This is a genomic window from Burkholderia sp. F1 (assembly GCF_050813845.1).
In the GTDB taxonomy this organism is placed as follows: Bacteria; Pseudomonadota; Gammaproteobacteria; order Burkholderiales; family Burkholderiaceae; genus Burkholderia; species Burkholderia ubonensis.
The window spans coordinates 230639-250567 of record NZ_CP172422.1 but is presented as its reverse complement, the minus strand read 5'-3'; the positions used below and the strand labels follow the sequence as shown (position 1 = coordinate 250567).

At 67.9% G+C, this 19929-nt stretch carries 19 protein-coding genes; 5 read left to right on the top strand and 14 right to left on the bottom strand.

Going from position 1 to position 19929, the window contains the following annotated elements; genetic code table 11:
• Position 1: 1 nt before the first annotated feature.
• Together ACFIMZ_RS20150 and ACFIMZ_RS20145 are read right to left on the bottom strand one after the other, a co-directional pair.
• Complete coding sequence (locus ACFIMZ_RS20150) at positions 2–2110, bottom strand: penicillin-binding protein 1A (protein ID WP_431824105.1); 2109 nt, start codon at positions 2108–2110, stop codon at positions 2–4.
• A 159-nt stretch (positions 2111–2269) separates the two neighbouring features.
• Positions 2270–3289, bottom strand: a complete 1020-nt coding sequence (locus tag ACFIMZ_RS20145; protein ID WP_431824104.1) for an AraC family transcriptional regulator — start codon at positions 3287–3289, stop codon at positions 2270–2272.
• Positions 3290–3446: 157 nt separating this feature from the next.
• Here ACFIMZ_RS20145 and ACFIMZ_RS20140 point away from each other — a divergent pair, with 157 nt between their 5' ends.
• Both ACFIMZ_RS20140 and ACFIMZ_RS20135 read left to right on the top strand, forming a co-directional pair.
• Positions 3447–4439 carry an alpha/beta hydrolase gene (locus ACFIMZ_RS20140; protein WP_431824103.1) on the top strand — a complete coding sequence of 331 codons (993 nt, stop codon included), beginning with the start codon at positions 3447–3449 and terminating at the stop codon, positions 4437–4439.
• 35 nt (positions 4440–4474) lie between these two features.
• Positions 4475–5293 carry a hypothetical protein gene (locus ACFIMZ_RS20135; protein WP_431824102.1) on the top strand — a complete coding sequence of 273 codons (819 nt, stop codon included), beginning with the start codon at positions 4475–4477 and terminating at the stop codon, positions 5291–5293.
• Between the two features lie 42 nt (positions 5294–5335).
• Here ACFIMZ_RS20135 and ACFIMZ_RS20130 read toward each other — a convergent pair whose 3' ends face one another.
• The 6 genes from ACFIMZ_RS20130 to ACFIMZ_RS20105 form a co-directional block, all read right to left on the bottom strand.
• Positions 5336–5833, bottom strand: coding sequence for a hypothetical protein (locus ACFIMZ_RS20130; RefSeq protein WP_431824101.1), 498 nt, complete (start codon positions 5831–5833; stop codon positions 5336–5338).
• 286 nt (positions 5834–6119) lie between these two features.
• Positions 6120–6956 carry a bifunctional allantoicase/(S)-ureidoglycine aminohydrolase gene (locus tag ACFIMZ_RS20125; RefSeq protein ID WP_431824100.1) on the bottom strand — a complete coding sequence of 279 codons (837 nt, stop codon included), beginning with the start codon at positions 6954–6956 and terminating at the stop codon, positions 6120–6122.
• Between the two features lie 485 nt (positions 6957–7441).
• Positions 7442–7876, bottom strand: coding sequence for a hypothetical protein (locus tag ACFIMZ_RS20120; RefSeq protein WP_431824099.1), 435 nt, complete (start codon positions 7874–7876; stop codon positions 7442–7444).
• Positions 7877–8237: 361 nt separating this feature from the next.
• Positions 8238–8897 (bottom strand): methyltransferase family protein, encoded by a 660-nt coding sequence (locus ACFIMZ_RS20115; RefSeq protein ID WP_431824098.1) that lies wholly within the window; start codon positions 8895–8897, stop codon positions 8238–8240.
• Positions 8898–8985: 88 nt separating this feature from the next.
• On the bottom strand, positions 8986–9150 hold the full coding sequence (locus ACFIMZ_RS20110) for a hypothetical protein (protein WP_431824097.1): 165 nt from the start codon (positions 9148–9150) through the stop codon (positions 8986–8988).
• A gap of 250 nt (positions 9151–9400) precedes the next feature.
• Complete coding sequence (locus ACFIMZ_RS20105; protein ID WP_431824096.1) at positions 9401–9820, bottom strand: HIT family protein; 420 nt, start codon at positions 9818–9820, stop codon at positions 9401–9403.
• A 275-nt stretch (positions 9821–10095) separates the two neighbouring features.
• Here ACFIMZ_RS20105 and ACFIMZ_RS20100 point away from each other — a divergent pair, with 275 nt between their 5' ends.
• Together ACFIMZ_RS20100 and ACFIMZ_RS20095 are read left to right on the top strand one after the other, a co-directional pair.
• Complete coding sequence (locus ACFIMZ_RS20100; RefSeq protein ID WP_431824095.1) at positions 10096–11259, top strand: hypothetical protein; 1164 nt, start codon at positions 10096–10098, stop codon at positions 11257–11259.
• Positions 11260–11529: 270 nt separating this feature from the next.
• Entirely contained in the window at positions 11530–12930 is a 1401-nt protein-coding gene (locus tag ACFIMZ_RS20095; RefSeq protein ID WP_431824094.1) for a serine hydrolase domain-containing protein, read from the top strand.
• 66 nt (positions 12931–12996) lie between these two features.
• Here ACFIMZ_RS20095 and ACFIMZ_RS20090 read toward each other — a convergent pair whose 3' ends face one another.
• The 6 genes from ACFIMZ_RS20090 to ACFIMZ_RS20065 all read right to left on the bottom strand — a co-directional run bounded on the left by ACFIMZ_RS20090 (position 12997) and on the right by ACFIMZ_RS20065 (position 18512).
• Positions 12997–13620: a glutathione S-transferase family protein gene (locus ACFIMZ_RS20090; RefSeq protein ID WP_431824093.1), complete on the bottom strand. Its 624-nt coding sequence runs from the start codon at positions 13618–13620 to the stop codon at positions 12997–12999.
• Positions 13621–13733: 113 nt separating this feature from the next.
• Positions 13734–15182, bottom strand: a complete 1449-nt coding sequence (locus ACFIMZ_RS20085) for a TIGR01777 family oxidoreductase (RefSeq protein ID WP_431824092.1) — start codon at positions 15180–15182, stop codon at positions 13734–13736.
• Entirely contained in the window at positions 15179–16057 is an 879-nt protein-coding gene (locus tag ACFIMZ_RS20080) for a thiol-disulfide oxidoreductase DCC family protein (protein ID WP_431824091.1), read from the bottom strand. The genes ACFIMZ_RS20085 and ACFIMZ_RS20080 overlap by 4 nt, the downstream gene beginning before the upstream one ends.
• Before the next feature lie 16 nt (positions 16058–16073).
• Complete coding sequence (locus ACFIMZ_RS20075; RefSeq protein ID WP_431824090.1) at positions 16074–16544, bottom strand: DUF2269 family protein; 471 nt, start codon at positions 16542–16544, stop codon at positions 16074–16076.
• Complete coding sequence (locus ACFIMZ_RS20070) at positions 16541–17797, bottom strand: SDR family oxidoreductase (RefSeq protein WP_431824089.1); 1257 nt, start codon at positions 17795–17797, stop codon at positions 16541–16543. The genes ACFIMZ_RS20075 and ACFIMZ_RS20070 overlap by 4 nt, the downstream gene beginning before the upstream one ends.
• 178 nt (positions 17798–17975) lie before the next feature.
• On the bottom strand, positions 17976–18512 hold the full coding sequence (locus tag ACFIMZ_RS20065; RefSeq protein WP_029226786.1) for a GbsR/MarR family transcriptional regulator: 537 nt from the start codon (positions 18510–18512) through the stop codon (positions 17976–17978).
• A 160-nt stretch (positions 18513–18672) separates the two neighbouring features.
• Between ACFIMZ_RS20065 and fabV the strand changes: the two genes are divergently transcribed.
• The gene (gene fabV, locus ACFIMZ_RS20060) at positions 18673–19875 is read left to right on the top strand and encodes an enoyl-ACP reductase FabV (protein ID WP_431824088.1); all 1203 of its coding nucleotides are present in this window, start codon (positions 18673–18675) and stop codon (positions 19873–19875) included.
• The last annotated feature ends 54 nt before the right edge of the window (positions 19876–19929 follow it).

Below are 19929 nucleotides of genomic sequence, written 5' to 3'. Positions count from 1 at the left end.
CTCAGTCGTCGGTGCGGAACAGGTCGAGCACGCGCTCGCGCTCGGCCGCGTCGACCGCGGCGGGCATCGCGACGCCCGCCGCCGCGTCATGTCCGGCCACGGCGGACGCGCCGGCCGGCGCGTGCGCGGCCGCGCACGCGAAGTCGCTGCGCACGAACGGCGGCACGTCGGCCGTGCACGTGCCCTGCGTGTATTCCGCGTAGACGAAATCGCCGTCGACGACCGCGACATCACGCGGCTGCGCGGCATCGACCGGCGCGCGTCCGTCGACCGCCGTCTTCATGTAGTCGAGCCACACCGGCAGCGCGAGCGTCGCGCCGGTCGCGCGCCCCACGCCGCGCGGCGTGTCGTAGCCGAGCCACGCGACCGCGACGACGCCCGACGAATAGCCGGCGAACCACACGTCCTTCGAGCCGTTCGACGTGCCCGTCTTGCCGGCCGCGTCGTCGCGGCGCAATGCGAGCGCGCCGCGTCCGGTGCCCGCGCTCACGACGTCGCGCAGCATGCTGTCCATCATGAACGCGTTGCGCGCGGAGATCACGCGCGTGCCGGCCGCGGGCGACGCTTCGTACAGCGTGCCGCCGTGCCGCTGCTTCACCGACGCGATCAGGCGCGGCTCCAGCCGCATCCCGCCGTTCGCGAACACCGCATACGCGCTCGCCAGCTCGAGCGGCGTGACCGCGCCCGAACCGAGCGCGAGCGGCAGCGACGCGGGATTGCGCCGCGCGTCGAAACCGAAGCGCATCGCATGCTGCTGCACGTATTGCGGATCGGCCGCCTGCATCAGGCTCACCGCGACGAGGTTCTTCGAGCGCACGAGGCCGCGCCGCACCGGGATGAAGCCTTCGTAGCGGTTGCCGTAATTGCGCGGCCGCCACGGCTGCGCGCCGGTTTCCGCGCGGGTCAGCGTGCGCTGCGCATCGTCGACGAGCACGCCCGGGAAATAGCCTTTCTCCAGCGCCGCCGAATAGACGAACGGCTTGAAGCTCGACCCCGGCTGGCGATACGCCTGCAACGCGTGATCGAACCCGTTGCGGGCAAAATCCGCGCCGCCGACGAGCGCGAGCATGTCGCCGCTCGCCGCATCGAGCGACACGAGCGCGCCTTCGAGCGCGGGCTTCGCATCGCGCGCCGCCGGCTGGCGCCGCAGCCCGCGCGCGAGCGCCGCTTCGGCCGCGTGCTGGTCGCGCATCGAGATCGTCGTCGTCACGTCGAGGCCGAGCGTGTACGCATCGTCGTGGAAGCGCTCGACCATCATGCGCCGCGCGCGTTCGGCGACATACGGCGCGGCGAGAATGCCGGGCGGCGGCGTGGTCGACAGCGCCAGCGGCGCGTCGACGGCCGCGCGATAGGCCGCGTCGTCGAGCCGGCCAAGCGCATGCATGCGGCCGAGCACGTAGTTGCGGCGCGCGGTCGCGCGCGCGGGATTGACGACCGGATTGAACGCGGACGGCGCCTTCGGCAATCCGGCCAGCACCGCCACCTCGCCCGCGCTCAGCGCATCGAGCGGCTTGCCGAAGTACACCGACGCGGCCGCCGCGAAACCGTATGCGCGCTCGCCGAGGTAGATCTCGTTCATGTACAGCTCGAGCAGCTTGTCCTTGCTGTATTCGCGCTCGAGCTTGTACGCCATCAGGATCTCGGCGAGCTTGCGGCTCAGTACCTTGTCGCGCGTCAGGTAGAAGTTGCGCGCGACCTGCATCGTGATCGTGCTGCCGCCCTGGCCCGGCTGCCCGGTGACGAGGTTCGCGAACGTCGCGCGCGCGAGGCCGCCGAGGTCGACCGCGCCATGCCGGTAGAACTGCGCGTCCTCGGCCGCGAGCAGCGCGTCGCGCATCAGCGGCGGCATGCGTTCGAGCGGCACGAACTCGCGGCGCTCGACGCCATATTCGGCGAGCAGTTCGCCGTCGCGGGAAAACACCCGCAGCGGCAGCGCCGGGCGATAGACGGCCAGATGCTCGACGGACGGCAACTGCGTCCAGATGCGATGGATCGTCCACGCGCCGATGCCGGCGCACGCGACCGTCAGCCCGAGCAGCACGCCGGCGAGCAGGCGCCAGACGCGGCGGCGCGACGGCGCGGGTGGTGGGGAAGCGGTAGTGTCGGTCATGTCGGGCTCCTTCTTCGATGCCGTGAATCCGCGGCGCGCAACCTGTCGCCGCTCGTCGCGAAAGGCGCGCATTGTCGAAGGGATGCTCCGAAACCGGAACATTCTTTAGCCAATGTTGGGCTGGCTAAATTTTATTTAGGGATAAGTCGGGGTCGCGCGCTACGGACGATTCGCCTGTCGTCGCGCGACGCTCGGCGCCGCGCCGGTCCACCGTTTATAGGCTTGCGAAAACGACGACACGTCGCAGAACCCCAGCGCCTGCGCGATCTCCTTGATCGACAGGCGCCCTTCGTCGATCAGCGCCTGCGCCCTGGCCTTGCGCACGGCGTTCGAGATGTCCCGGAAGCACGCGCCCTCCTCCTGAAGCCTGCGCTTGAGCGTGCGCTCGCTGGTGTTGAGCAGCGCCGCGATGTCCTTCAGTTGCGGGGGGCTGTCGAACGTGTGCGTGGCCAGGTATTCGTTCAGGAAGGACACCATGTCCAGGCGGGTGCGCCTGCGCGCGAGCAGCTCGGCGCACATGCGCTCGCACATCGCCGCCGTGACCGCATTCGCCTGCGGCAGCGGCCGTTCGAGGTGCGCATGCTCGAACGTGAGCGCGTTGGCGGGCTGGCCCGGCCGAATCCTGGCGCCGAGGACGCGGCTCTTTCCGCCCGGCTCGTCGTCGTAAGCGAGGTCGAACGCGGCGAGTTCGAACTCGCTGCCGATCACGTCGCGCAGCACCCGGCAGGTCGCACCCATCGCCCGCTCGACGAAGAAGCGCTGCAATTGCCCGGACAGCTCCGGCGAAGGCTCGAACGTGATCACGTCGTGCCGCCCCGCGCGGCGATGCTCGATCCCGACGAAGGTATAGGTCAGCGCCGGATAGCGGCGCGCGAGCGCGATCGCCGCCATGCCCGTCGCGCTGCTGAGCAGGCCGTACCCGAGCAGCCCGTAGGCCGACAGGTGGTAGGAGAGGCCGACCTTCAGGCCGAGGCCGGCTTCGTGCCGGGTCGACTGCAACAGGTTCGACGCGACCGTCAGCTCCTGCGCGGCCAGCACCGTGAAGTCGGGGTCGGCGAGTTGCTTCAGCGTGAGTTGCGAGCCCTTGAGCAACGCCGACGGCGCGATCTGCCGGCCGCGTCCGTACTCGATCATGAGCAGGACGGAAGCCGGACTGCGTGCAAAGTTCCAGACGTTCATGGGGCGCCTCGCCACGGGGTTGGCCTAGATTCTAAAGCGATTGGCCTACCCCGGCATGGACTGCCCAAGGCTGTCCGGCCAAGATTGGCGGCATCGCAACCCGCACCGCAGCGTCGTCATGAACGTCGCCCCGTGCACCTCACCGGACCCCGCCGCCATGCCCGACACCTACGCAAGCCAGCCCGTCTGGCGCGACATGCAGACGTTCCTCCCGCCCGACTTCCAGTGGAAGGACGACCGGCTGCCACGAGAGGAATGGTGGAGCTGGCACGGCCATCGCTTCCATCTCGACACGTACCGCAACCCGCGGGCGAAGGTGAAGGTCGTCCTGTTCCACGGCGTGGGCACCAACGGGCGGCAGATGTCGATGATCCTCGGCGAGCAGCTCGCGCGGCGCGGCTACGAGACGATCGCGGTCGACATGCCGGAATACGGGATGACCGAGGTGGCCAGGGGCGCGCTGATCCGTTACGACGACTGGGTGCGCGCCGGCAGCGATCTCGTCGACGCGGAGCGGGCCAGGGACGGCCGCCCCGTCGTGCTCTACGGACTGAGCGCGGGCGGCATGCTCACGTACCACGTGGCCGCGATGAATCGGAAGGTGAAGGGGATCGTCGGCATGACGTTTCTCGATCAGCGCATTCAGCAGGTGCGCGACGAGACCGCGCGCAATCGGTTCATGAGCCGCGTCGGCGGGCCGATGACGAACTTCGCCGCGAAGACGCCGCTGAAAGCGCTGCGCGTCCCGATGACGTTGGCGAGCAAGATGTCCGCGCTGGTCAACAACGACGCCGCGCTGAAGGTCTGGCTGTCCGACCGGCGCTCCGCGGGCAATGCGATGACGATGGCCTTTCTCGGTTCCTACGTGTCGTATCGGCCGGTGACGGAGCCGGAGGATTTCGATGTCTGCCCGGTGCTGCTGACCCAGCCCGCGGCCGACCGCTGGACGCCGTTGCATCTCAGCGAACCGTTCCTCGAGCGCATTCGGAAGGTGCCGGTGAAGGTCGTCATGCTCGACAACGCGGGGCACTATCCGCTCGAGCAGCCGGGGCTCTCGCAGATGGTAGACGCGATCGACGCGTTCTATCGCGAGGTGGCGGCACAGGCGCCGGAGCGGTCGAATCCGGTTCGAACCGGGTTGGCTCGTTGACCCGATGGAAGTCGACTGCATCGTCCGGCAGTATCATGGCGGGCATTCACGGCACACAGGCGGCGAAGTCGCGCGGCGGGATGCATTGGCGCGAAGGCGCGTGCGAGCGGCCGGCCTCCGGTTTCGAGCGTGTGCGCACCGTCCGACTACAGGGAATAACGATGGAAAGAGAACCCGCCCGCGCCACCGACAAGCGCATGCCGGTCGAAGACCTGCCCTATCCGCTCGGCTGGCGCCGCGCCGAGGATCCCGCTGACGACCAGCGCCTGTCCGGATTGCGGGGCGATCAGGCCGTCTTCGAACTTCTGCTGATACGCCCGGAGGGCGACGTCCCGACGGTCGGCAGCCTGCAGGAGCACTGGGGGCGGCTCAGTCGCCAGGTATTCGCCGGCCTGAAGACAATATTCGGCGAGTTGACGGAAATCGAAGGCGGTCCGATGGGTTCGCCCGCATCCATGACGAACGCCGACGAATTCGCAAGGTTCGGCGAGTGGCAATGGACTCCGTCCACCGACGAAGATGCGCACTTCTTCGTGTTTCGCTCGCGCGATGGCGAGTGGGCGGGTTTCCGTTCGCGCGACGAATGCTTCCGCTTTCGAAGGTCGTCGCTGCTGGGTTTCACGCTGGATGTGGCCATACCCGCTCGCTGGATCGGCTATTTCCAGGTGTGGGCCGTGTGTGCGTCGTGCAATGCGTCAGGGGCCGACGCGAAGCCTAACCACACCAAAGGCGAGTACTTTGTCCTCGACAAGGAATGGACGACCGCGCTCGCATTCGAACTCGCCTGCGTGATGACGACCGTCGCCAATTTCCTGGGCGTGCCGCTGACGATACGCAAATACGTATCCGACTGACTCATGCGGCGGATCAAACCGCATGTGACGATTTCGGTGATTTCAACAAGACGGTTCGTGGTCCGGATCCGCCCTGCATACCTCCAGATAAGTACTATCCACGGCGCGCAGAAATGCCTTGCGTCCGCCCTCCAATGCCACTGCAAGATGTTTTTCAGACGGTACAGGCATGACGTGTCCGTCAGCCGACATGGGGTAGCCGAGATCCACGAAAGCATCGTCCGTTGAGCGTTGATTCCCGACCCAATAGCGGATCGTCACCGCGTCGGCGGCCCCTGATGCCCCGTTGTAGCCGATATCGAATCGATCGGCCTTGAACTTGTCCGGTCTCATCTTCTCCGCATACGCCAGCACTTCGGAGACTGTCGCACCATCTTTCGTCCGATGTTGCTTGACGGTCTGTATCCACTTTGCCTCGACCGAAGCCGGCAAGACCTTCGGTTTTGAAAATGCGGACGCCATGCCCCCATGACCGAGGAGAAGAACAACGGCGATCCAGCCGGTTGAAAGTACTTTGATCGTGTGAAGAGCGCGCTTCAATAAACTGATTTCCTATGCGTGCGATGCAGGTCAACGCTGTCGCTCCAACCAGAAACGGGAATGTCCTGGCGGAAGCGCCCGACAGGATAGCAAACCAGCCATTACCCTATCGCTTGCCGAATGGTTCAGGACCAATGCCGCAAAGCAAAAATCCTGCAATTGCTCTTCGCGAAACGCGAAAGCCCGTGGCGCCTTCCGGCATTTGAATCCATCGCCACATTTCCATGAACGAAAAAAAACCCGCCGGCTTTCGCCGGCGGGCCCGTTCAGCGATCGCGCGTTTCGTTCAGCGCGCCGCGTTCAGCGTCAGGTTCATGTGACGGTTCACGTCCTTGTACAGCAGGTAGCGGAAGCGGCCGGGGCCGCCCGAGTAGCACGCCTGCGGACAGAATGCGCGCAGCCACATGAAGTCGCCGGCCTCGACCTCGACCCAGTCCTGGTTCAGGCGATAGACCGCCTTGCCTTCGAGCACGTACAGCCCGTGCTCCATCACGTGCGTCTCCGCGAACGGAATCACGCCGCCCGGCTGGAACGTCACGATGTTCACGTGCATGTCGTGACGCATGTCGCTCATGTCGACGAAGCGCGTCGTCACCCACGCGCCGTCGGTGCCCGGCATCGGAATCGGCTCGACGTCCTGCTCGTTGGTCACGAACGCTTCCGGCAGCGCAATGCCGTCGACGGCCTGGTAGCGCTTGCGGATCCAGTGGAAGCGCGCGGCGGCGTCGCTGACGTTGTGCAGCGTCCAGTTCGCGCCCGGCGGAATGAACGCGTAGCCGCCCGGCTTCAGCACGTGCTTCGAACCCTGCAGCGTCAGTTCGACTTCGCCTTCGACGACGAACAGCACGGCTTCGGCTTCCTTGTCCTGCTCGGGCTTGTCGCTGCCGCCGCGCGGGTTCACTTCGACGATGTACTGCGAGAAGGTCTCGGCGAATCCCGACAGCGGACGCGCGATCACCCACAGGCGCGTGTTCGACCAGAACGGCAGCCAGCTCGTGACGATGTCGCGCATCACGCCCTTCGGAATGACCGCGTACGCCTCGGTGAACATCGCGCGATCGGTCAGCAGGTCGGTCTGCGGCGGGTGGCCGCCATGCGGCGCGTAATACGTTGTCTTAGACATAAGCATCCAGGCAATGGGTTGGTCCGCTCCCCGGCGGCGTGACGCCGTTGCCGGGGAAACGTGAAAGCGGTTCGGCTTCCGGTCGGTCGGCCAGGTTCGCGATGGGCCATCCGGCTCGACGGATGGCCGCGGCTGCGCTCGCCGGCACGCACGGCCTTGCGGTGGCGCAACGGCGGCGGGCACGGTTGACGATATCGGAGTCGTCCGCGATTCACCAATTAAATGTTGGGATGGATGCCATTCGATTTCGCACTGCCCGCGCGGCGCGCAACGGCGTACGAAAGACTGGCGGGGAATCAGGAAGGCACACGCATGCGGCGTGCGGATCGGGAGAAATTCAGGAAATCGGGTGCAGCGAGGAAACCTGCAGTGCCCGGCGGACGCGGGCGGCGCGCGCCGCCCGGCCGGGTCTTGGGCGTGACCGCCGCGTACCGCGGCGCGCCAGTCGCGCACCGCTCGCGCCGGCGTGTCACACGCGGGGACGATCAGTCCCAGTCGCGGCGATGATGCTTATGGTGGTGACGGCGGCCACCGCGATCGTCGTCATACGAGTTGCTGCGCGACAGGTTGCCGCCCAGCGCCGCGCCTGCGCCGCCGCCGACGGCCGCGCCGAGGAGGCCGCCCGAGCGGCCGCCCATCGCGTTGCCCGCCGCGGTGCCTGCGCCGCCGCCGAGCGCGCCGCCGATGATCGCGCCGGTGCGCTCGCGACGGTTCGACGTGACCGCGCCGCCTGCGCCACCGCCGATCGCGCCGCCGATCACCGAGCCAGTGCGGCCGCCGACCGCGCCGCCGACTGCTGCGCCGGCTACCCCGCCGAGCGCGCCGCCAAGCGCGTTGTTCAAATCGCTAGCTGCTGCCGGCAGCGCAGTCGCGCCGGCAAGAGCGGCGACGACGAGGGTGGGGGCGATCTTCTTCCACATGCCCGGGTTCTTCCTTGTTCGCAATCGGTTATCGAGGGTTCGCTCTGGTATGACGATTCGCGGCGACCGGCCCGTTCGATGCAGGGTGCGCAGCGCCGGACGAATTCATTTCAATGAGCTTGCGGCGAAGAATAGCATCGGTCCCCGACGCTTGCCCTCTACATTGTGGTAACAAGATGTTTGCACTTTGGAAACACTCGGCGTTCATGTCGCGGCAAGCCCGGAAACCCACGGCGGCACTGGCTTGCGCAGAGGTTCCGTCCCTCTGGAGCGAGACGCCGGCCGCGTCGCGCAAACACGACTCGCGGCGCCGCCGGATGCCGATCGAGGGCTCGCGGCTGCGTACGGCGGGCAAAGAGGGTCAGTAGACGCCGGGAATCAGCCGCCAGGTCCGCGCGCAATACGCGTCGTACTCGGCCCCGAAATGCGAGCGCAGCAACGCTTCCTCGGAACGGATGCGCGCGACGAGCGGCGGAATCGTCAGCACGGTCAGCAGCACGCCGACGCCGGCGCGAAACGCCAGCGCCCAGCCGAGCGAATTGACGAGCAGGCCGAGATAGCTCGGGTTGCGGATGACGCGATAGATGCCGTCCGTGACCAGCGTATGGCCGGGCTGGATCGCGACCAGTCCGCTGAAGCGGCGGCCCAGCACGAACACGGGCCAGAGGCGCAACGCGCCGCCGGCGAGGTACAGCGCGACACCGGCCCAGCGCAGCGTTTCCCCATCCAGCGTCCAGACATCGAGCCGGTCGGTGACCGCGGGCAGGTACGCGGCGGCGAAGCCGATCGCGCCGAACGCGGCGAGCACCCAGCGGTTGCCGCGATCCTCGCGCTCGCCGGGGCTCAGGTTGCCGCTGCTGAAGGCCGCGACGACGGTCATGACGATGGTCGCGATCGCGACGACCGTCAGCGCGGGATGCGAGAAGAACGCGGCGAACCCGCCGCTGCCGAGAACGGCGAGCCCGAGGTAGACAAGCGTGGCCGCGACCGACAGGGCCGCGACCTTCGGCGTGAGCGTCATGGCTGCCTTTCTGGGACGAGCGCTTTCCGCGGAAGTATAGGACGGCTGCGTCCCGGCGAGCCTGCGCCCGATTGCGGCCGGCGCCGCGTCAGCGGATCCGGAAGGCGCCGCCGATACCGATGCTGACCGGCGGCGCGTAATAGGCCGGTGCATAGCCGTAGTAGGCCGGCGCAGGCGCATAGCCGTACGGCGGCGCGACGACGCAGCCGCACAGGCCGCCGATCAGCGCGAGCGTGATGATGAGTCTGGACATGAGGTTTCCCGGTACGGGACGAATGGCGCCGTGCGAAGGCTGCGCCGCGGGACGCGATGCGCCCGCTACGCAAGGCCCGGACAGCCGTCCATATCGTCCGATGAAGCAATGAACCGAGTGTAGCGCCCGCGCGCCGACAGGACGTTTCGCGCGCCGTTACACGTGTTACCCGGGATGACCGCTGAAACACCTGGCGAGCCGGACGCTGCCGCCCTGCTCGCCGCATCGCCTGTCGCGATGCGTGCCCGCGTCAGACGAAGCGTTCGCGAATGCGTCGCGCGATCGATTCGAGGGTCGCCGCGTCGGCGACGTCGCGCGCGTGCAGCTTCAGCGCGACGCCTTCCCAGCGCGGGATCACATGGAAGTGCACGTGCGCGACCGTCTGGCCCGCGGCGCGACCGTTGAACTGGCCGATGAACATGCCGTCCGGCTGCAGCGCATCGCGCACGGCGGCCGCGACGCGCTGCGTCATGCGGATGCACGCGGCCGCGGCATCGGCGGACAGGTCGAAGATTTCCGCTGCGGGCTCCTTCGGGATCACGAGCACGTGACCATCCGCCTGCGGCATCAGGTCCATGATCACGAGCGTGGTGTCATCTTCCGCGACCTTGACGCACGGCAGGTCGCCACGAAGGATTTTTGCGAACGGGTTGTTGGTGTCATAGGACATGGCAGGTTCCGATAAGCATGAGTCCGGGATGTCGATCGAGTCCGGACGATTATCGGCCGACCGCGGGACGGATTTCAACCTGTCAGGTTACGCGCGGCACGCATCGATGCACGCGCAACCCATGCAGACAAAAGGAATAACCGTGTGCGGCAATCCGTTTACGCACAGCGCCGATTCGCGCCGCAACGCCGCGCGCGAGCCGGCGCCGGACACCCGTAGACTGCGCTGGCCGGCAGCCCGGATGATCTTTCACGATCGTCTACCGGAGTCATGCCATGAACCCTCTCCCCTCCTGTCGTTCCCCCGACCCGCCCGCCATCGCCCGCACGTCGCGCGCGATGGCCCGCACGCTACGCCGCGCCCTCTGCGGCGCCGGCCTGGTCGCGCTGTCGTCGACCTTCGCATGGGCTGACGGCGGAACGATCCTGCCGCCGTCGTCCGTCATCGCGTCGACGGTGCCGGCTGCGCCGGCGAACGGCGACCTCAATCCGTACGGCATCGCCTTCGTCCCGCCCGGCGTGCCGGCATGGAGCACGCTGAAACCGGGCGACGTCGTCGTGTCGAACTTCAACAACAGCGCGAACCTGCAAGGCACCGGCACGACGATCGTGAAGCTGTCGCCCGACAACTCGCCGACGGTCTTCTTCCAGGGCCAGAACCTGGGACTCACGACCGCGCTCGTGGTGCTGCACAACGGCTTCGTGCTGGTCGGCAACGTGCCGACGACGGACGGCGTGCACGTCGTCCCGCCGGGCTCGCTGCTCGTCATCAATCCGCAAGGCAATCTCGTCAAGCCACTGGTCGACGCCACGCTGCTCGACGGGCCGTGGGACATGACCGTGATCGACCGTGGCCAGCGCGTGACCGCGTTCGTGTCGAACGTGCTGAACGGAACGGTGGCGCGGATCAATCTCATGTTCGACAACAACGGCGGCGTCACGATGCTGCCGGGCTCGCGCACCATCGCGTCGGGCTACACGTTCCGGTCCGATCCGAGCGCGCTGGTCGTCGGCCCGACCGGCCTCGCGTACGACGCCGACAATGACATCCTGTATGTCGCGTCCACCGGCGACAACGCCGTGTTCGCGATCCAGAACGCCGCGTCGACGAACGGCAACGCCGGCACCGGACGGCTGATCTACTTCGACAAGAAGCACCTGCATGGTCCGCTCGCGCTGGCGCTCGCGCCGAACGGCCATCTCGTGACCGCCAACGGCGACGCGGTGAACCCCGATCCGCAACAGCCGAGCGAGATCGTCGAGTTCACGGTGGACGGGCAATTCGTCGCGCAGATGCAGGTCGATATCGTCCCGGGGGCGGCGTTCGGGCTCGCGTTCGGACTGAGCAGCCAGCGCCAGCCGCAGTTCGCGGCCGTCAACGACAACACGAATACCGCCACCGTCTGGACGCTGCGTCTGAACGGCAACAATCAGCAATGACGCGGTAAGAGGCGAGCCGCCCGCGCCGGAATCGGCGGCGGCCCGTTCGATCGCAGGCGACGCGCAGCCGGGGGCGCGGCCGGGGGGGCGCGCCGCACATCGGCCTGTTATTTGTGTCCCGCCGGGGGGAGTCCGCTCGCCCCCGGGCCTTGCCCGGGGGACGGCGGCATCATGCGCCGCGCCGCGACACGCCCGCGATTGCCACCACGCGCCCGAACCTGCGACACTGCCGATCGTGACCCGACGGCAGACCACCCAGGACGCTCGCGCATGACGACACCCTTCAAGCCGCTGCTTCGACGCACCGCCGCGCTCGCGCTGATCGCCGCGCTCGGCTACGCCGGCTACACGCTGTCCCGGCTCGCGCCGATCGCGACCGGCTACGCGGCCAAGGCGCTGTGCTCGGGCGTGTTCGTATCGGGACGCCCGGCGGCGGCGGTGATCGACGTGGACATCATGGCAGGCGTGCATCCGCTGCTCAAGCTGGTCCGTCCGTCGGTCGACCCCGCCCGCCATCTGGCGCGCGCCACCTTCGCCGGGTTCGCCGGGCGCGAAGCGGTATTCCGGCCGGGGCTCGGCTGCACGCTCGCGCTCGGGCCGTCGACCGACGCGCTGCCCGCCGCGCTGCCCGACCCGGCCCCGCCGCCCGCCGCGCCTGCGGCAGCGCCCGCGCCGGATGACGGCGTGGACGCGCGCAAGCTGCAGACGGCGCTCGACCGCGCGTTCGACGAACCCGATCCCGCGCGGCCGCGGCGCACGCGCGCGGTGGTCGTGCTTCATCGCGGCCGGGTGATCGCCGAGCGCTACGCGCCGGGCTTTTCGGCAAGCATGCCGCTGCCCGGCTGGTCGATGACGAAGAGCGTGACCGCCGCGCTGATCGGCATGCTCGTCGCGCAGCACAAGCTCTCGCCGGACGCATCGGCGCTGCTGCCCGAGTGGCGCGACGCCGGCGATCCGCGCGCACGCATCACGCTCGACGAACTGCTGCGGATGACGAGCGGCCTGCGATTCAACGAAGACTATGACGACCCGCTGTCCGACGTCGCCGTGATGCTGTTCACGCAGCCCGACGCCGCGCGCTTCGCGTCGGCCATGCCGCTCGCGACGCCGCCGGGCTCGCGCTGGCAGTATTCGAGCGGCACGAGCGCGATTCTCGCGCGCGTGATGCGCGACGCGATGGGCGGCACGGAAACCGACTATCTCGCGTACCCGCACCACGCGCTGTTCGCGCCGCTCGGCATGCGCAATACTTTCTTCGAGCCGGATGCGTCGGGCACGCTCGCGAGCGCGTCATTCATGTATGCCAGCGCGCGCGACTGGGCGCAGTTCGGGCAGTTGCTCCTCCAGGACGGCGTGTGGGACGGCAAGCGCCTGCTGCCCGAAGGATGGGTGCGCTACATGGCGCGCGCGACGCCGCAAGCGCCGCGCCAGGAATTCGGCGCGCATCTGTGGGTGAAGGTGCCCGAGCCGTTCAACGACCCCGATCCGCATGCGCCGGCGCTGCCGGCGGACGCGTTCCATGCGGTCGGGCACGAAGGCCAGTTCGTGAGCGTGGTGCCGAGCCGGCAGTTGGTGATCGTGCGGCTCGGCTTGTCGCGGCCGGAAGCCGCGTGGAATCACGAGGCGTTCCTCGCGCGCGTGCTCGACGCGGTGCCGGCACACGGCGAGTGAACGCGGCCGGGCCCGCGCGCCGGGGGGCGCCGGCCGCGGTTCGCGCCGCCTGCCGCTCAGCCCCGCTCAGGGGTTCTTGCTGCCGCCATAGGCCTCGAAGCCCGGACGCGCGGCGAGGCGCTCGACATAGCGCGTGAGCGCCGGGAAATCCGGATGCTCGAACGGCGTGCCGAACCAGCGGTTCACCGACAGCCCGATCGGAATGTCGGCGAGCGTGAAGCGGTCGCCGGCCACGAACGCGCCGGTCGCGTCGAGCTGCGCGTTCAGCACGCGCATGTGCTTCGTCCAGTTCGCGATCGACTTCGCGATGGCGTCCGGGTCCCGATGATCGGGCGACTTTCTCACGAGGCCCTGAAACGCGAAAACCCACGAACGGTTCAGGTCCGAGGCCTGCCAGTCGAGCCACTGGTCAATCCGCGCGCGGGCCTGCGGTTCGGCCGGATAGAGCGACTCGCCGCCGTAGCGGTTCGCGAGGTAGCGGATGATCGTGTTGGATTCCCAGAGCACGAAATCGCCGTCCTTGATGACCGGCACGAGGCCGTGCGGATTCAGCGCGAGGTAGGCCGGATCGTCGGTCGAACGAAAGCCGGCGCCCCAGTCTTCGCGTTCGAACGGCAGATCGAGTTCCGCGCACAGCCACAACACCTTGCGCACGTTGATGGACGGGATCTTGCCGAGGATGTGCAGCATGCAGGCTCCTTGTTCCTTGTGAGGGCGGGTACGGCGATTCCGGAATCGTCCGATTATCGCGGATTGGATCCCTCGATGCTCGCGTTCAACGCGAAAAACCCGGCTGCGGCGGATCATCGGTTCGTCAGGTCGCGCAGCGCCTGTTCCGCGGTCGAGAACCGGAACGCAAATCCGTCTTGCTGCAAACGGGCCGGCATCACGCGCTGCCCGTCCAGCAGCAATTCGGCCATTTCGCCCAGCGCCCGGCGCAACGGCGCGGCAGGCAGGTGGAACCACACCGGGCGGCGCAGCACGTTCGCCGCAACACGTGCGAATTCGCGCTGGCTCAACGCGCCGGGGGCGACCGCGTTGTAGACGCCGCGCATGCCGTGGCTCGCCATCGCGCGGGCGATGACCCGCAGCGCGTCGTCCCGGTGAATCCAGCTCATGACTTGCCGGCCGTCGCCCAAGCGCCCGCCCAGGCCCAGATAGTGCGGCAGCAGCATCGGCGGCAGCGCGCCGCCGGGCCCGAAGACGAGGCCCAGCCGCAGCACCACCGCGCGAATGCCGTAGCGATCGAGCGGCTGCGCGGACGCTTCCCATTGCCGGCACAGCTCGGACATGAAACCGGCGCCGGGGCGGCTGTCCTCGTCGAGCCGCTCGTCGGGCGCACGTGCGCCGTAGTAGCCGATGGCGGAAGCCTGGATCCATGTGTTCGGCCTGATTTCAGCAGCCTCGACCCATTGCAGCAGCGACTGCGTGACGCCGACGCGGCTGGCGAGCAGCCGGGCCTGCCTGCGCTTGCTCCAGCGCGCGCCCAGCACCGGCGTGCCCGCGAGATTGATGACGGTGTCGAAACGGTCCCGCGGATGCAGTTGCCCGGCCGACGTCACGCTGCGCACGCGTCCGCGAAACAGGTAGGCGGCGCGCAGCGGATCGCGCGCCAGCAGCGTCACCACGTGCCCCGCGTCGAGCAACTGGTTCACCAGGCGCTCGCCGATGAAGCCGGTCCCGCCCGTGACCAGCACGTTGCGCAGCGGCTGCCCCGCAAACGGATTGACGTCCGGAGCGCGCCGGGCCATGCGCCACGCCGCCCGGCCGTCGCGGATGCCCGATGCCGTGACGCCCGCGGCGAACAGGTCCAGCAGCCAGCCGCGCCACCCGAGGTCGGCGGCAAGCAGCGCGGTCGAGGCATGCGACCATTCCACCAGCTGCATCGCATAGGTGCAGATGAACGCGCCGCCGTTCACGGCCAGCAACGTATGCAGCACGCGCTCCGTGGCAGGAAGCTTGCGGCTCTGGTCCTCCACGATGAAATCCCATAACGTGAGCAGCACTTCGACGAGCAGCAGCGCTGCGATGGCCGCGCCCCACGCGCCGTGAAATGCGAGGTTCGCAAACGACGCGAACACCAGCCCGTAAAGCACGGACCGAACGGCATGGATCGTCAGCTCGAGGCGCGCACGCGGATGGTGCGGCAAGTCCTGCGTGAGCTCGTGGTGGTACAGCGTATCGAACGCGCCCATCAGTCCCTGCGCGATGAGCAGGTTGATGGTCCACTCGAAGGCGGGCAAGGTGTTCATGCGGGATCCCGCCTCAACAGCCAGGCGAGCGGCGGAACCATCGAGACCAGGGCCGCGACATCGGCCGCGACATGCGTCCCTGCGTGGGCTTGCAGCGAGATCAGCATGTCTTGCGGCGCCCAGACCAGCAGGCCGGCCAGCAGCCATCCCCACACGGCCCGCTTTCGCAACCGGTTGCCGAGATGGACCAGCGCCAGCATCCATATCGCTGCGCATTGCAGCGTGGCGCCGAACAGCGATATCCACCATATTTGCTGGCCGCGCGCCTGAGGGGGCGCCATGCCGGCCCAGAAATGCCGCTCGATTCCGTAGTGGTAGGCATCGAACACGGTTGAACCGGCCATCCACGACAGGGCCGCCCCCACGAGCACGTGAATGATGGCCGCTCCAACCATCCAGCGCACCACCCATCTGCGCGCGTCGTCATGCGACGGCTGATCCGCGACACGTTCCGGCGCGTTCGAGCAAGGCTTGCCGATGCCGCACGCATTGCCGTCACAGGCCGGTTCGGAGCGGTAGCCCGGCAAGCGCGAAAGCGCATGTCGATTGCGCGCGAGGCTGCGATACAGCATCGCCAGCGCGTTGCGCAGGCCGGGCACACGGAGCGGCCAGACCAGCCAGCCGCGCCCGACCAGCGTGTACGCGGCCAGCACGCTATCGATGCCGGTCAGGACGCGGCCATCAGGCAGGCGGCCGTGCAACCCGCGATTCAGCGCGGCCATGTCGGCGCCCAACGACGCAGGATCGAAGCCCGGCTCGGCAATATCCACGAACGCCACGCTTTGCCGCGTATTCCACTTTCCGAGGCGCCGCATTTGCGCGACGCAGAACGGGCATTTGCCATCGAAATACAGCACCAGCTCGGCCGGGTTCATCGTTTGCCCTCCTTGCTCACATCGGCTTCAGCACCATCAGGAAATAGACGGACAGCATCGCGAGAAACGCCGGATAGCCGAGCCGTTCCCAGGTCTTCGCGTAACGCCAGTACCTGTCAGGCAGTTCGGCGGCGCCGTTCGCATGCGCGAGCTTCGCCATCGCGGCCAGCTCGATCTGCAGCCACACGACCGGCAGCCAGCACACGCCCGCGACCAGGTACAGGCCGAGCGACGCGGCGAGCCACGGCGTTTGCCACGGCCAGCCGGCCGTGTGCGCGAGCCACAGCCCCGACGCGGGCTGGAAGATCACGGCCGGCGTCGTGAACCACCAGTCGGCGCGCACCACGAGACGCGACACGGCGGCGATCGCCGGCACCGAACGCGTGCGGTTCGCGAAGAACAGGTAGAACGCGGTGCCGAGCCCCGTGCCGACCAGCAGCACCGACGACACGATATGCAGCGCCTTGACGACGAGATAGGTATTCACGAACGCTCCTCTTCAGCAAACAGGATCAACAGGACGGCGAGAATCGGCACGTTCTTGAGCACGGGGCCGAACGGTTCCGCCAGCAGGCCGGGCATCGCGACCGCGATGACGGCCGAGTACGCGACGATCAGCACGATTTGCGCAGCCCACAGGCGGCGCGACGGCGCGATGACAGTCGCGACGCCGAACACGAAATCGAGCGCGCATGCCGCATAGAGCGCGACCAGCGCGGAGATTCCCGTCAGGTGCACGTGCGCGAGCAGCGCCAGGCTGTCGCGCAGCGGATGGATGAACGCGCTCGCGATGGCCGTCCAGATCCAGACGATCGCGAGCGAGCCCGTCAGCAGCGGATGCCGCCATGCCGCGAGCGCTTCGTGGCGCAGCGCCGTGGATTCCGCGCCGATGAACGCGCGCAAGCCGCGCGGCGGCCGGCCGAGCGCCGCGCTCGACGCGGCGACGTCGCCGGTATTGCCGGCGCGCAGCATCGCCCACGTGTCGCGCGTCAGCATCGCTCCCGGCATCCGCCCGGACAGCGCCGCCGCCACGGCGAACAGCGCCCCCGGCACACTGACGCGCATTGCAGTCGGAAACCCCATCGCGCGCCGGTAGGTCGCCAGCATCTCGCGGTACTCGACTTCGTCCGCGCCGACCAGGTCGACAATGCGGTCGCACGCGGCGGGCCGCTCGATCAGCCGCGCGACGAGCTCGGCCAGATCGTCGACGTGCACGGGACGCAGCAACTGGCGGCCGCCGGCAGGCAGCACGTGCACCGGCAGGCTCGCGAGCATCCGGAAAAAGCGCGCCGATGCGCCCGACGCGCCATACACGAGCGCCGGCCGCACGATCCGGAAATCGACCGGCAGCGTCTGCAGGTACGCGTCGGCGGCAAGCTTGCTCGTGAAATACGCGGTGTCGCCGCGCTCGACGCCCAGCGCGGAAATCTGGACGATCTGCCGGACGCCGGCGCGACAGCACGCATCGAACAGCGCGCACGGCGCCGCACGGTGCACGGCGTCGAGCGTCACGCCGCGCCGCCCGGTCAGCATGCCGACCGCATTGACCACCGCATCGATCCCGTCGAGCCGCGCGCGCCAGTGTTCGGGCCGCACGTCGCACGCATAGTCGATCGTGATCTCCCCGGGACCCGCCGCCGCACGACGCACGCCACGCACGACGTGATGGCCGCCGGCCTCGAGACGCGTGCACAGCGCACGTCCGATGAAACCGTTCGCCCCGCAAACCAGGATATTCATGCCGATGCCTCCGTCGCGTGCGCCGGCTGCGCATCGCGCAGCACCTTGCGCGCGATGGAGGCCGTGAACTGGAACACCAGCAGCGCGGCTGCGTTCATCTTTATCCTCTCTTTACAGTTATTTCTGTATCGACAGAAATTCAATTTCCCAAAAAAGCGGGCTGTGCGCCCGCTCCGGCTTACTTCGACGACGGCTTGCGCCTGACGGTCTGGCTGATCTTCGCGCCGATGCCGAGCGCCTTCATCAACGTGTCCGGCTTGAGCCGCAGCATTTCGTCCGACCACGTCGTCAGCGTTTCGACGAACTGCAGTGTGTCGCGCAGGCGCTGCTCGGTCTCGCGGCTTTCATCGGCGAGCTCCGGGCTCGTCAGGCAATCGCGCAGCACCGTGAGCGTCGGCTCGATCTCGCGCTGGCGACGACCTTCGACGATCAGCTTGAACAGCTCCCAGATGTCGGTCGACGTCTCGAAGTGATCGCGCCGGTCGCCCATCACGTGCACCACCTTCGCGAGCCGCCACGCCTGCAGTTCCTTCAGGCTCGTGCTGACGTTCGAGCGCGCGACGTTGAGCGTCTCCGCGATCTCGTCGGCGGCGACCGGCCGCCCGAGCAGGTACAGCAGCGCGTGAATCTGCGCGACGGTGCGGTTGACGCCCCAGCGGGAGCCCATTTCGCCCCAGTGGAGGATGAATCGTTCGGCAATCGGTGTGAGTTCCATGTCGAGAAATTTAGGCGTTTCAGTCATTTCTGTCAAGAGAGAAACAACCGGCGGGAGGCCGGCGGGTTTTGGGGGACGCTTGCCGCGTCGGCCGCCGGTTCCTTTACAATGCGCGAACTTCGCCGATTCCAGGCTTTCCGCTTTTACACAAGAGGGTTCCATGATCATCAAACCGCGCGTGCGTGGCTTCATCTGCGTGACGACTCATCCCGTCGGCTGCGAAGCCAACGTCAAGGAACAGATCGACTATGTAACTTCGCATGGCCCGATTGCCGACGGCCCGAAAAAGGTGCTCGTGATCGGCGCATCGACCGGCTACGGCCTCGCCGCTCGCATCACGGCCGCGTTCGGCTCGGGCGCGGACACGCTCGGCGTGTTCTTCGAGCGCGCCGGCAGCGAGACGAAGCCCGGCACGGCCGGCTGGTACAACAGCGCGGCATTCGAGAAGTTCGCGGCCGCGAAGGGCCTGTATGCACGCAGCATCAACGGCGACGCGTTCTCCGACGCGGTCAAGCAGGTCACGATCGACACCATCAAGCGCGACCTCGGCAAGGTGGACCTCGTCGTCTACAGCCTCGCCGCGCCGCGCCGCACGCATCCGAAGACGGGCGAGACGATCAGCTCGACGCTGAAGCCGATCGGCAAGTCGGTCAGCTTCCGCGGCCTCGACACCGACAAGGAAGTGATCCGCGAGACCGTGCTCGAGCCGGCGACGCAGGAAGAAATCGACGGCACCGTCGCGGTGATGGGCGGCGAGGACTGGCAGATGTGGATCGACGCGCTGCGCGAAGCCGGCGTGCTGGCCGACGGCGCGAAGACCACCGCGTTCACGTACCTCGGCGAGCAGATCACGCACGACATCTACTGGAACGGCTCGATCGGCGCCGCGAAGAAGGATCTCGACAAGAAGGTGCTCGCGATCCGCGACACGCTCTCCCCGACCGGCGGCGATGCGCGCGTGTCGGTGCTGAAGGCGGTCGTCACGCAGGCGAGCTCGGCGATCCCGATGATGCCGCTCTACCTGTCGCTGCTGTTCAAGGTCATGAAGGAACAGGGCACGCACGAAGGCTGCATCGAGCAGGTCTACGGGCTGGTCAAGGACAGCCTGTACGGCGCGACGCCGCACGTGGACGACGAAGGCCGCCTGCGCGCGGACTACAAGGAGCTCGATCCGCAGGTGCAGGCGAAAGTCGTCGCGCTGTGGGACCAGGTCACCAACGACAACCTGTACGAGCTGACCGATTTCGCCGGCTACAAGACGGAGTTCCTGCGCCTGTTCGGCTTCGCGATCGCCGGCGTCGACTACGACGCCGACGTGAACCCGGACGTGCAGATCCCCGGCATCATCGAAGTGTCGGCCTGAGCCCGGGCCGCATCACGCCCGTCGCGCGCCGCGTGGCGCACGACGGGCCGCTAG